The sequence below is a fragment of the Alcanivorax sp. genome (genome assembly GCF_002733835.1).
Taxonomy (GTDB): Bacteria; Pseudomonadota; Gammaproteobacteria; order Pseudomonadales; family Alcanivoracaceae; genus Alcanivorax.
Map to the genome: position 1 here is coordinate 77814 of NZ_NVWY01000010.1, position 13095 is coordinate 90908.

Annotated in this window: 9 protein-coding genes; 5 read left to right on the forward strand and 4 right to left on the reverse strand. The window is 58.5% G+C overall.

The annotated features are described in order from the left end of the window. The first annotated feature begins 265 nt into the window (after window positions 1-265). The gene (gene uvrB, locus COA55_RS07270) at window positions 266-2281 is read left to right on the forward strand and encodes an excinuclease ABC subunit UvrB (protein ID WP_290501195.1); all 2016 of its coding nucleotides are present in this window, start codon (window positions 266-268) and stop codon (window positions 2279-2281) included. Window positions 2282-2536: 255 nt separating this feature from the next. Here the strand turns inward: uvrB and cysZ are convergent, their stop codons facing one another. Then, window positions 2537-3319, reverse strand: a complete 783-nt coding sequence (gene cysZ / locus COA55_RS07275) for a sulfate transporter CysZ (protein ID WP_290501196.1) — start codon at window positions 3317-3319, stop codon at window positions 2537-2539. Window positions 3320-3797: 478 nt separating this feature from the next. On the opposite strand from cysZ, the gene smc reads away from it, so the two are divergent. From smc to COA55_RS07295, 4 genes are all read left to right on the forward strand, one after another. Continuing rightward, complete coding sequence (smc, locus tag COA55_RS07280) at window positions 3798-7295, forward strand: chromosome segregation protein SMC (RefSeq protein WP_290501197.1); 3498 nt, start codon at window positions 3798-3800, stop codon at window positions 7293-7295. Between the two features lie 55 nt (window positions 7296-7350). After that, entirely contained in the window at window positions 7351-8298 is a 948-nt protein-coding gene (zipA, locus tag COA55_RS07285) for a cell division protein ZipA (protein ID WP_290501198.1), read from the forward strand. A 243-nt stretch (window positions 8299-8541) separates the two neighbouring features. Then, window positions 8542-10872: an NAD-dependent DNA ligase LigA gene (gene ligA / locus COA55_RS07290; RefSeq protein ID WP_290501199.1), complete on the forward strand. Its 2331-nt coding sequence runs from the start codon at window positions 8542-8544 to the stop codon at window positions 10870-10872. Beyond that, window positions 10869-11453: a transglycosylase SLT domain-containing protein gene (locus tag COA55_RS07295; RefSeq protein WP_290501200.1), complete on the forward strand. Its 585-nt coding sequence runs from the start codon at window positions 10869-10871 to the stop codon at window positions 11451-11453. The genes ligA and COA55_RS07295 overlap by 4 nt, the downstream gene beginning before the upstream one ends. A 122-nt stretch (window positions 11454-11575) precedes the next feature. On the opposite strand, the gene COA55_RS07300 is transcribed toward COA55_RS07295, so the two are convergent. From COA55_RS07300 to COA55_RS07310, 3 genes are all read right to left on the reverse strand, one after another. Continuing rightward, window positions 11576-12007 (reverse strand): hypothetical protein, encoded by a 432-nt coding sequence (locus tag COA55_RS07300; RefSeq protein ID WP_290501201.1) that lies wholly within the window; start codon window positions 12005-12007, stop codon window positions 11576-11578. Beyond that, complete coding sequence (locus COA55_RS07305) at window positions 11994-12311, reverse strand: hypothetical protein (protein ID WP_290501202.1); 318 nt, start codon at window positions 12309-12311, stop codon at window positions 11994-11996. Before COA55_RS07305 ends, COA55_RS07300 begins: the two co-directional genes overlap by 14 nt. Window positions 12312-12494: 183 nt before the next feature. Then, window positions 12495-13095: hypothetical protein (locus tag COA55_RS07310; protein WP_290501203.1), on the reverse strand; the 601-nt coding region annotated here is incomplete at its 5' end.

Consider the following 13095-nt stretch of genomic DNA (forward strand, 5'->3'; position numbering starts at 1 on the left):
CCTCGTTCATCTAGAGAGTCGAATGGTTGCGCTTTTGACGCAGGATCGACGCAGAAAGGGGCGTGCATTTTACCGGATCAGGCAGTGAATGTCCCGTATTTCCTTGAGGGTTGGGCTGGAGGTATCGCGGTCGGACGACCGCTCCCACAGGTGAGTCGGAGCCATCACGCCTTTGCCATGCCGGCTCTGCTACACTATGTGCCGATTTTGAATCGTTCGATTTTGCTGTCTGCCCAAACGGGTGGGCGGATATCAGGAAGCCCTAATGTCCGAAAGCCTGTTCAAGCTCCATTCCGATTACCAGCCTGCCGGTGACCAGCCCACGGCCATTGCACAGCTGATTGAGGGTATCGATGACGGCTTGGGTCATCAGACGCTGCTGGGGGTCACCGGGTCGGGCAAGACTTTCACCATGGCCAATGTGATCCAGCAGACCGGCCGGCCCACTATCATCATGGCCCCCAACAAGACGCTGGCAGCCCAGTTGTATGGGGAATTCCGGGAGTTCTTCCCGGAAAACGCGGTGGAGTACTTCGTTTCCTATTACGACTACTACCAGCCGGAAGCCTACGTGCCGAGTTCTGATACCTTCATTGAGAAGGATGCCTCGGTGAATGAGCAGATCGAGCAGATGCGGCTGTCGGCCACCAAGGCCATCCTGGAGCGCCCGGACACCATTATCGTGGCCACGGTTTCCGCCATTTACGGTCTGGGTGACCCGGCCAGTTACCACGCCATGGTGCTGCATCTGGTGCGGGGCGATCATATTGATCAGCGTGAGCTGCTGCGGCGTTTGGCAGAGCTGCAGTACACCCGCAACGAAATGGATTTCCGCCGTGCCACCTACCGGGTGCGCGGGGATGTGATCGATATCTTTCCGGCGGAAGAAGAAAAAGAGGCGGTACGTATCGAGTTGTTCGATGACGAAGTGGAGTCCATCAGCATCTTTGATCCGCTCACTGGCGAGGTAAACCGCCGCATCGGGCGCACCACCATCTACCCCAAGAGCCATTACGTCACGCCCCGGGAAACGGTGCTCAAGGCGGTGGAGATGATTAAGGAAGAGCTCACCGAGCGGCTGGCGGAGCTCAAGGAACAGAACAAGCTGGTGGAAGCCCAGCGGCTGGAGCAGCGCACCCGGTTCGATATCGAGATGCTGCAGGAGCTGGGTTACTGCAACGGGGTGGAAAACTATTCCCGGCTGTTCTCCGGCCGGGCACCGGGTGATGCCCCGCCGACCCTGTTTGACTACCTGCCAGACAATGCGCTGCTGATTGCCGATGAGTCCCATGTGACCATCCCGCAGCTGGGCGCCATGTACAAAGGCGACCGCTCTCGTAAGGAAACCCTGGTGAGTTTCGGGTTCCGCTTACCTTCGGCCATGGATAACCGACCGCTGAAATTCGAGGAATGGGAGCAACTGGCGCCGCAAATGGTGTTTGTGTCTGCCACGCCGGGACCCTACGAGCAGAAATATGCGGGGCAGGTGGTGGAGCAGGTGGTGCGTCCCACCGGCCTGGTGGACCCGAAGATCGAGATCCGCCCGGCGACCACTCAGGTGGACGATCTGCTGGGTGAAGCCAAGGAATGCATTGCCAAAGAGCAGCGAGTGCTGGTTACCACGCTGACCAAACGCATGGCGGAAGACCTCACCGAATACCTCAATGAGCACGGCATCCGCGTGCGTTACCTACATTCCGATATCGATACGGTGGAGCGGGTGGAAATTATCCGCGATTTGCGTTTGGGCAAGTTCGATGTGCTGGTGGGGATCAACCTGCTGCGTGAAGGCCTGGATATGCCGGAAGTGGCGCTGGTGGCGATTCTGGATGCGGACAAGGAGGGCTTTCTGCGCTCCGACCGTTCATTGATCCAGACCATTGGCCGGGCGGCACGGAACGTGGATGGCCGTGCGATTCTCTACGCGGACAAAATGACCGGTTCCATGGAGCGGGCCATTGACGAAACGGACCGTCGCCGCGAGAAGCAGGAAGCCTTCAACAAGGCCAACGGCATCACCCCGCAGGCCCTTAACAAGAAAATCCGCGACATCATGGATGACAGCGGCGGCAGCCGTTTCGATCGCAAGTACAAGGGCGAGAAGAAGGTGGCAGAGTCCGCCGCCGATTATCTGGAGGCCCGCTCACCGGCGCAGGTGGCCAAGGAAATCAAGGAACTGGAAGCGAAGATGATGGAGCATGCCAAGAACCTGGAATTCGAGGACGCCGCAGCCACTCGCGACAAAATTCACCAGCTCAGAGAGCTTGGATTTATGCGGTAAACGTTTCTACAAGGCCGCTGTAGGAACGTAGCGGAGCGGAGTAACGCACGCTGGGCGGCCCCGGAAGGGGGGAGCGAAGCGAATAACGCCGCTTGGGGCGCGAACCTTGCGCAGCAAGGAAATTGCCCGCAGGGTGATCAGGAATATACCTAATCGCCAACCCCTCTAGAAAGATCGGGTGCATCCGCCCCCATTTCCTCGCCTAGGCTCGGATTCGCGCCTCGAGAGGCGCTCCTACAGCGGCCTTGTAGAGAGTTAGATGGGGGCCTTCTGATCCTGCGGTTGCGGTGCCAGCTGCTCCACCCAGATCAGCGTTCCGGCAATCACCGCCACCGGCATGATGAACAGGTTCACCAGCGGGACCATGGTCAGAGCCATGACGATGGCACCGAAGGTGAGTACCAGCCAGCGTTTTTCTTTCAGCCGTTCCAGCATCACTTCAAAGGGCACTTGACGGTTGTCGGCGCCGAAATCGATGTACTGCATGCCCAGCAGCCAGCCGGACCACAGGAACCAGATAGCGGATGCCAGCACGTTGATCACCGGGATAAAGTAAATCACCCCGACCACAAACAGGATCAGGACAGCGCGCCACAGCCAGTACCAGGTTTTACGCAGTTCGCGCTTGAAGGTGCGCACGATCATGGCGGGGATGGATTCGTCGTTCATGGGGTGGCCGGTAATCTGGATATCCACTTTCTCGGCCAGAAAGCCCATGAACGGTGCGGCAATCAGCTGCACGCCAATGGAAAACACGCTGGCGAACAGGCCCAGCAGCAGAATCCACACCAGCACCACCGCCGCATCGACCAGGAAGTGCAGGGCGCCATTGAGGAAGCTCCAGAACCCGGTCAGTGCCCAGTCTGCGGTGGCGGCGGTGATCCAGCCGGCAATCCAGCTGCCGCTGAGCCAGTACAGGCCACCAAATACCAGGATATTGAAGATCAGCGGGATGATCACATAGCGCCGCAGCTCCGGGCTGCGGGCCAGTTTCAGGCTGCGGGTCAGGTAGGTAATGGCATCGGCGATCTGGGACACGGGCAATCCTTTTAAAAGAGACGCTTCATGCAACATGCTGCACGCAGCAACACGAACACAGGTTGTGCTGAATGTTACCTGTGGTGCTTCGCGCTGCACAGGGTGCAGACACGTTGCGAGCTGCAGCCCTCTGCGGCACGGGAAAGCGAGAGATGTTGGGAGGTTTTGCCGTAGACGTTCCGAATCCGAGCCTCGGCGGGGAAAGGGCGTTTCAGGCAGGAGCAAGACCGCAACCCGCGCCGTTGCCGAGGCCCTGAAAACATCAAATGCCGTAAAACGTGTCCGGGTTGGCGGCGTGTTGCTTGCCGCATGAAGCGTGCCGCGGCCTTAATCGGTATTGTGCCTGATGAATTCGACTGCGGTTGTCGCTAGACTTAGCCCTTTTAGTGCCCAGGTGCGCCGTAATCGCTTCAGGGGGCGGTGAAAACCCTTGTTTTTGCCCAATTTTTGGCCTGTTGGCCCGAGTTAAGCAGACACTATGCGACTGAAATCCATAAAACTGGCCGGGTTCAAGTCCTTCGTGGACCCTACCACCACCAATTTCCCGGAAAACCTCACCGCTGTGGTGGGGCCCAACGGGTGTGGGAAGTCCAATATCATTGATGCGGTTCGCTGGGTGATGGGGGAGTCCTCCGCCAAGCACCTGCGTGGCGAGTCCATGGCTGACGTCATCTTCAATGGCTCCAATGCGCGCAAGCCGGTGGCCCAGGCCTCCATTGAGCTGGTTTTCGATAACTCCGACGCCACCGTGACCGGGGAATACGGCAAATTCAACGAAATCTCCGTGAAGCGCCAGGTGACCCGGGACGGTCAGTCCAATTATTTTCTGAACAGCACCAAATGCCGCCGTAAGGATATCGCCGACATCTTCCTGGGCACCGGCCTGGGGCCGCGCAGCTACGCCATTATTGAGCAGGGCATGATTTCCCGGCTGATTGAAGCCAAGCCGGAAGAGCTGCGGGTATATATCGAAGAAGCGGCAGGGATCTCCAAGTACAAGGCCCGTCGCCGCGAGACCGAGAACCGCATTCGACGTACCCGTGAAAACCTGGAGCGACTGACCGATATCCGCGATGAGCTGACACGTCAGCTGGAGCGTTTGAGCCGACAGGCCAGTGCGGCGGAGAAATACAAGCAGTACAAAGAGGAAGAGCGTCTGAAAGGCGCGCAGCTCAAGGCATTGCGCTGGAAAGGGCTGGATGTGCAGGTTAAGCAGCTGGACCATGTGATTGGCGAACTGGACGTGTCCATGGAAGCGAAAGTGGCGGAACAGCGCCACGTGGACGCGGAAGTAGAGCGTTTGCGCGAGAAGCACCATGAAGTGCAGGAGCGCTTTAACGAAGTCCAGCAGCATTTTTACGCCCTGGGGGCGGAAGTGGCACGTCTGGAGCAGAGCATCCAGCATCAGCGCGAGCGCAAGCAGCAGCTGTACGAAGAGCTGGATCAGGTGCGCGCCAGCTGGAAAGAAGGCGACGAACACCTGCGTATCGACAGCGAGAAAGTGGCAGAACTGGAGGCCATTCTGGCCGAGCGCGAGCCAGAACTGGAAATGGTCTCCGAGCAGCAGGAAGCCTCCAGCGAAGCGCTGGCGCTGGCCGAAGAGACCATGCAGAACTGGCAGCAGGCGTGGGAAGAGTTCAACGGCAAGTCCGGGGAATCACGCCGTCAGGCCGAGGTGGAGCAGTCCCGCATTCAGCATCTGGACAAGTCCCAGGAGCGACTTCGCGACCGTATCGACCGCCTGAAGAAAGAACAGGAATCCCTGGATGCCGGCCCGCTGGCCCAGGAAATGCGCGAGCTGGAAGAGCAGGTAGAGCAATATCGCGGGCAGTCGGAAGAAAACGAACTGCGCAGCGAGTCCCTGCAGGAAGAGATCAATCAGCTCCGCCGCGATAACGGCGACCGGGGCCGTCAGCTGGATGAGGCCCGCGAGAAGCTGCAAAGCCTGAAGGGCCGTCGCACCTCTCTGGAAGCCCTGCAGAAAGCGGCCATGGGCGACGATGGCGCGGTCAGCGACTGGTTGACCCGGCATGAGCTGGATGACGAACCGCGTCTGGCCGACCAGCTGCAAGTGGCGGAAGGCTGGGAAAAAGCCCTGGAAGCGGTGCTGGGCGACAGCATTCAGGCCGTCGCCGTAAACGGCTTTGAGCAGCTGGGCGAATGGCTGGATGACCTGTCCCATGGCCGGGTGGCGCTGGTTAGCCCCAGCGCCACGACGGCGGCGGGCAGCAAATCCACGCTACTGCGTGAACACGTTCAGGGGCAGGCTCCGGAAGGTCTGCTGGCCGGGGTGTACGTGGCCGATAATCTGGATGCGGCGTTGACCCTGCGTGGCCAGCTGGAGGCCCACGAGTCCGTGGTGACCCGTGACGGTATCTGGCTGGGCCCGGACTGGCTGAAAGTGGCCAAAGAGGAAGATCAGGAAGCCGGCATCCTCGAGCGCCGCCGTGAGCTGGAGACTCTGGAAGGTGACATTGACACCCTCCAGGCCACCGTGGATAGCCTGAAAGAGCAGCTGGAAAGCACCCGCGAACAGATTTCCGAGCTGGAAGAAGAGCGCGAGGAAGTGCAGCGCCAGGCGAGCCGTATCAACCGTGAGCTGGGCGAGATCAATGCCCAGGTCAGCGCCCGGCAGGTGCGCCTGGAGCAGATCACCATGCGCCGTGAGCGTCTCAGCCGGGAAATGGACGAGACCAACGAGCAGCTGGAGCAGGAACAGGAACACCTGAAAGAAGCCCGGGCGGTGCTGGCGGAAGCGCTGGACGCCATGGAAACCGACAGCGGCGAGCGCGAAACCTTGCTATCCCGCCGGGATGAGCTGCGCCTGCGGCTGGACGAGTCCCGTCAGAAAGCGCGCCACGACCGTGATCAGTCCCACCAGTTGGCCATGGAAGTGCAGGGCGCCCGCACCCAGGCAGACTCGCTGCGCCAGAACCTGAGCCGCCTGGAAACCCAGGTGCAGATGATGGCGGAGCGCAAGGCGCTGCTGGAAGAGCAGACCAATGAGGGCGACGAGCCGGGTACGGAACTGCAAATGCAGCTGGAAGAAAAGCTGGAAGTGCGTCTGGAAGCCGAGCACAAGCTCGCCGAAGCCCGCCGTGAACTGGAAACGGTGGACCATGAAATGCGTAACCTGGAAGGGCAGCGTGGCCAGTTTGAGCGTCAGGCTCAGGAAGTGCGCAGCACCATGGACCAGAAACGCATGCAGTGGCAGGACCTGAGCACCCGCCGGCAGACCGTGGCCGAGCAGCTTTCTGAACAGAATTTTGATCTGGATACCGTGCTGCAAAACCTGCCGGACGAAGCCGATGAGCAGCAGTGGGCCCAAGAGATGGACATGATCGGCCAGCGGATTTCCCGCCTGGGGCAGATCAACCTGGCGGCTATCGACGAGTACCAGCAGCAATCCGAGCGAAAGAACTACCTGGACAGCCAGAACGAAGACCTGGAAGACGCCCTCGGCACCCTGGAAAACGCCATCCGCAAGATCGACCGGGAAACCCGGGCGCGCTTCAAGGAATACTTTGATCGTATCAACCGTGGTCTGCAGGAGTTGTTCCCGAAAGTCTTCGGTGGTGGTCATGCGTACCTGGAGCTCACCGGAGACGACCTGCTCGATACCGGCGTAACCATCATGGCGCGTCCGCCGGGCAAGCGAAACAGCACCATTCACCTGCTCTCTGGTGGGGAAAAAGCGCTGACAGCCTTGTCACTGGTGTTCAGTATCTTCCAGCTTAACCCGGCGCCATTCTGTCTGCTCGATGAGGTGGATGCGCCGCTGGACGATGCGAATGTGGGGCGTTTCTGTAACCTGGTGTCGGAAATGTCTGCAAAAGTGCAATTTATCTACATCACTCATAACAAGATTGCGATGGAGATGGCTGCTACCCTGATGGGGGTCACCATGCATGAACCCGGTGTATCCCGTCTGGTATCGGTGGATGTGGAAGAAGCGGCCGAAATGGCGGCGATGTGAGGAATCGGTGCCGCTGTAACAGCGGCACTTCAGCACAAGCAAGGAAGAAGAGGCAATGGGCCTGAACCTGGAAACATTGATTGGTATTCTGGTTATTCTGATTCTGCTGATTCTGGCCGACGGTGTGCGGCGGATGATCAGGGAGCGGCATGGGCGACTGCGCATGCGCATCGACCCGCGCTACCGCGATCAGGCAGAGGAAGAAGAGGGCAGCGGTTATAACCCGGAGCTGATTGGCTCTGCACGGGTTATCCGCCGGGCCATGGAAGACGCAGAGCAGGACGAGCGCCCGCCCATGGTGATGGAGCCTGATGAAGCGGCGGCGCAAGCGCGTACCGCAGAGCAGCAAAGCCTGTTCGACGGTGAGCAGGAACCAGAGCCCCAGCCAGAGCGCACGGCGGAGCCTGATGTCGAGCCCGCCCCGGTGCCGACACAACCGGTAGCGGAAAAACCGCCTGAACCGAAACCCGAGCCCGAACCGGCCCCTCGGGTTTCGCCGCGTCAGGCGCCTCGCCAGGAAGCGCGGGTAGAAGCCCGGCCCGCACCCAAGGCGCCCAGTGAGCCCCAGCCCGTGCTGGAAGTGATTGTGGTACACCTGATTGCGCACCGTGGCGCGCCGTTCGATGGCAGCGCGCTGTTGCGCATGCTGCTGGAAGCGGGGCTGCGTTACGGCCGGATGAATATTTTCCACCGGCATGTGAGTGTGCAAGGTGCTGATGAGCTGCAATTCTCCATGGCCAACGCGGTTGAGCCGGGCACCTTCGATCTGGATACCATGGAAGACAAGACCTTTGCCGGTGTCACTTTCTTCTTGAAGCTGCCGGGGCCGACGGATGCTATGGGCGCACTGGACAAGATGCTGTCCATTTGTCAGCGCCTGGCCGCTGAGCTGGACGGTGAACTCAAGGATGAACAACACAGCGTGCTGACGCCGCAGACCATGGAACACCTGCGCCAGCGTGTGCAGGAATTCGAGCGGCGTCAGCGGGTGCCCAGCGCGTAAAAGCAGTTGCGAGTGACGAGTTTCGAGAAGCGAAATACAAAAGGTTTTCGTACCTCGTTACTCGTACCTCGAGACTCCTAGCATCTGCAGGATGCGCCCTACGTTTAAGATGACACTGTAGGAGCGCCACTTGAGGCGCGAAGCGGTAGAAAAGCAACATCGGGATTCGCGCCTCAAGTGGCGCTCCTACAGAGCGAGTCGTTCGCTATCCATTATTCACTTTCATCATTAGCTGCTGCTACCGTGCCTAATCCAGACATCATCCAGAAAGCCCAACACCTCCGTGACCAGCTCAACGACTGGTCTTACCGCTATTACGTGCAGGACGATCCGGCAGTGCCCGATGCGGAGTACGACCGGGCGTTTCGTGCTCTCAAAGACCTGGAAACCCAGTACCCGGATTTGATTAGCGCCGATTCGCCGACCCAGCGGGTCGGGGACGTGCCGCTGGATGCGTTTGAACAGGTGCAACACGAAGTCCCCATGCTGAGCCTGGATAACGCCTTCGATGATGATGACCTGCACGCCTTTGACAAACGGATTCGCGAACGTCTGGATGTGAACGAAACGGTGGATTACGTGGCCGAGCCCAAGCTGGATGGGCTGGCGATTTCCCTGTTGTACCTGAACGGGGAGCTGGTGCGGGCGGCCACCCGTGGGGACGGTCAGACCGGCGAGAACATCACCGTTAATGCCCGAACTATTCGTTCGGTGCCCCTGACACTGCGCGGCGACGCGCTACCGTCGCGACTGGAAGTGCGTGGTGAAGTAGTAATGCCCCACGGTGGTTTTGCGGCGCTGAATGCTCGCCAGGAAGAGGCCGGTCAGAAGGTATTCGCCAATCCCCGCAATGCGGCGGCCGGCAGTCTGCGCCAGCTGGACCCCCGCATCACCGCCAGCCGGCCGCTGGAATTTTATGCCTATTCCATGGCCCAGCTGGAGGGTGTCAGCGAGCCGGCTACCCACGCTGACATGCTCGATGCCCTGCGCAGCTGGGGGCTGCGGGTCAACCCGGAGGTGCGGGTGTGTGCGGGTGTTGATGCACTACTGGCGTTCTACCAGGGCATTCTGGAAAAGCGCGATCGACTGGATTACGACATCGATGGCGTGGTTTACAAGGTCAACCGTTTCGACTGGCAGCAGGATCTGGGGTTTGTCAGCCGCGCCCCACGCTGGGCCATTGCCCACAAGTTCCCCGCCCAGGAAGAGCTTACTGTGCTGAACGGCGTGGACTGGCAGGTGGGCCGCACCGGCGCACTGACACCGGTGGCACGGCTGGAGCCGGTGCATGTGGGGGGCGTGATCGTCAGTAACGCCACGCTGCACAATATCGATGAAATTCAGCGCCTGGATATCCGTATTGGCGACACCGTGGTGGTGTACCGGGCCGGGGATGTGATTCCCAAGGTGGTGCGGGCGCTGCCAGAGCGCCGCCCGGCGGACGCCCGGGATATTGCCTTGCCGCCCTCCTGCCCGGTGTGCGGTAGCGACATTCTGCGCGGCGATGATCAGGTGGTGGCCCGTTGTACCGGTGGGCTGATCTGTGGCGCTCAACAGCGTGAAGCCATCAAGCATTTTGCGTCCCGACGGGCCATGGATATCGATGGCCTGGGCGACAAGCTGGTGGATGCGCTGGTGGATCAGCAACTGATTGCCACCGTTGCCGACCTGTACCGCTTGAAAGCCGAGCAGGTGGCGGGCCTTGAGCGCATGGGCGAGAAGTCCGCGGATAACCTGATTGCCGCACTGGAGACGTCCAAGACCGTGGGGCTGGGCCGTTTCCTGTTTGCTCTGGGCATTTTGCAGATCGGTGAAGAGACCGCCAAGAATCTGGCGGACTGTTTTGGTGATCTGGAGGGCATCCGCCGCGCTCCCTTGCTGTTGCTGCTGGCGGTGCCGGATGTGGGCATGGAAGTGGTCAAGGCCATTGGTGCCTTCTTTGCGGAAGCGGATAACGAGGCAGTGATCGACGGCTTGCTGGCGGAAGGGGTGAACCCGCAGGCCAGCGGGGTGCCCTCGGCAGCCTTTGTGAACAGCCTGACGCTGGCGCAGTTGCTGAAAGCCGCCAAGCGGTTGGGCATGAATCTTGAGGGCATTGGTGACAAGTCCTTGGAAACCCTCGGTGGGCACTTCCGCACCGTGGCGCAATTGAGCGCGGCGGCGGCTGAAGGCGCGGGCGCCGAGCCCAAGGGCGTGCGCTCCGGGGTTATGACGCAGCTGGCCAGGGCGCTGGCGGAGAACGGTTGGCAAGCCCGCTTGCAGGAGGCAGAGGATCAGGTTGCCGCTCTGGCTACCCGCGCCCCGGCCCAGGCCGAAAGTCGGCCGTTGGAAGGGCAAACCTGGGTGCTTACCGGCACCCTGGAGCAGCTTACCCGTGACCAGGCCAAGCAGGCGTTGCAGCAGTTGGGAGCAAAAGTGGCGGGGTCGGTGTCCAAAAACACCAGTACGGTGGTGGCGGGCGCGTCGGCCGGTTCCAAACTGGCGAAAGCGGAATCCTTGGGCGTTGAGGTGTGCGACGAAGCTGCGCTACTGTCCATGTTGACCCAGCACGGCATTGACCCGGGAGCGTTATGAAAATCTGGCTACCCCTGCTGTTGGCGGCACTGACCCTGAGTGGCTGTGCCGGCACACCGACCAACACGGACAATGTCTGCGCGGTGTTCGATCAGCGGGGTGGCTGGTTCAATAACTGGTACAAGTACGCCAAGAACACCGAGAAGGAATACGGTGTGCCGGTACCGGTATTGATGGCAACCATCTACAAGGAATCGGGTTTCAACGCCAAGGCCAGGCCGCCCCGGACCAAGCTGCTGGGTTTCATTCCCTGGAAACGCCCGTCGTCGGCCTATGGGTATCCCCAGGCGCTGGATGGCACCTGGGACTGGTACAAGGATGCCACCGGTCGCCGTGGCGCGGACCGGGATGACTTCAAGGATGCGGTGCAGTTTGTCGGCTGGTATCACTACCAGAGCTACAAAAAAAACGGCGTGGCTCGTAACGACACCTACAATCTCTATCTCAACTACTACGCCGGCCACGGCGGCTATGCCCGCGGTACCTGGAAAAACAACAAGTGGATGAAAGGCGCGGCCCAACGCACGGCATCCATGGCAAACCGTTATCAGCAACAGATGCAGGGATGTGGCAGGGGGTAGCTACGAGCTACGAGCTACGAGCTACGAGCTACGAGCTACGAGCTACGAGCTACGAGCTACGAGCTACGCGGATAAATGCGCTTTTACCTGAACCTGTAGCACCTACAACTAAATGGTGAATGTTAGGCAGCGTCGGGTCTACTCTGCTCAGTGCTTTCTGTCGTAGTTTCACCTTCGATTACCTCTTTTTGGTTAATGTGAATGTCAGCAATGATTCGCGGTGCGAACATACCAACGCTAACAGCGAGAAGTGCCCACGCTGGCGATAGCTCTGTATCTGGGGTTGCGCGGTCAACGGCCTTTGATAGCTTTTTAAGTTCTTCTGGTGTTACTCGCCAGTGGTCGCCACGTCTATCGGCTAAATACTCAGCACCGAATGTAACCGCGATTGCGACCATATCACCCGCCCCCATCGTTTCRKTKRRCKYATCGTCTGTATCTGCTATTTCTTCAGCTATTGTGGGTTCGTCATCATCAATTAACTTTGAAAAATCAGGTTTCCCCAAATCAAGCGTTTCACTTTCGGGGGTTAAATTATCRTTAGCTTTCGTCATCGTCATCACTCACTAGAAAATCAAGAAACCCTTTCTTTTTCTGGGTTTTAACTTGCTCTGTTTTAGCGTCCTCTGCTGCTTCTATTGCCGCGTCTTCACTCTCAATTGAGTTCAGTTCGCGCATGTTTTTGGTAATAAATACTTGCCCGCKTGCACCAGTACATTGAATTGTTCCGCAACCATCACCAAATGATTCACCCGTACATCGAAAGTACAGCTTTCTTTTGCGGTCTTTTTGTCTATGCACCGTTGCGTCATCRTTGCCGCAAAGCGGGCAAGTAATTTTTGCTATGGTCGGGTTCATGCTGTTTTAAGCTCCAATTGCTTAACTGTGTCGGTAACTTCACTAAGCTTTTGAGCWARCATGATGCTTAGSTTTTTCTGCGCCTTRGCAAGTGCYARYGCTGCRYTTTTAAGCTCAAACGCRCTYGCCTTTTCAACGCGCTTTTCAAGAACGYTTACTTKCTCKATTTGTGAATAAATWTTTTCATCCATAGTTRATGRACTCCTGWGTTAATTGKTTATTTTTGACTTTGAAGCAAGTRATTGTTTTAAGTGCTTCGTCTGTTTCGTAGTAAGTTGCYCCACGTAAAACGCTGGGGCGTATTTCTGTRGGTATTAAAGCAATGGGATTTAACCTATCACCCGCGCCTATTTGCCAATCATTGGCGGGGTGGTTACAGTTATTTTCAGTGCTCCAAGTAGCGCCGCTGTCGCGGCTTTTAAGAGAAAAACGCGTTTCACGCGTTTGTAAAACTCGCCCTGTGCAATTATCTTGAATACCTAAGACGCGCTTTTTTTGCTCCCCGTACTCGTTAAGCCCATCACCCACACGGGAAACTTGAAAAGGCCGCTCAGAGCGCTTTGCAAACGCACCACCAAGCAAATTAATAAACTCCGCAAACTGTGAGCTGTCAGCAGCCTTAAAAACATTAACTGCTGTCGTTGAGAGTCGGCTAATTCCGTCAGACTTTGCACGTCTAAACTCACGCCACAAACTAACACTCGCACCACCAACAAACTGAAACTGACGAATGCGCCAACGAGAAGCCCAAGCACCCACGTTAAGCACAAGGCCATTTTCACTA

What these genes read in the sequence shown, in the direction of transcription:
- COA55_RS07295 (WP_290501200.1), top strand. Translation starts at nt 10,869, where the DNA reads ATGAAAATCTGGCTACCCCTGCTGTTGGCGGCACTGACCCTGAGTGGC.
- zipA (WP_290501198.1), top strand. Translation starts at nt 7,351, where the DNA reads ATGGGCCTGAACCTGGAAACATTGATTGGTATTCTGGTTATTCTGATT.
- smc (WP_290501197.1), top strand. Translation starts at nt 3,798, where the DNA reads ATGCGACTGAAATCCATAAAACTGGCCGGGTTCAAGTCCTTCGTGGAC.
- uvrB (WP_290501195.1), top strand. Translation starts at nt 266, where the DNA reads ATGTCCGAAAGCCTGTTCAAGCTCCATTCCGATTACCAGCCTGCCGGT.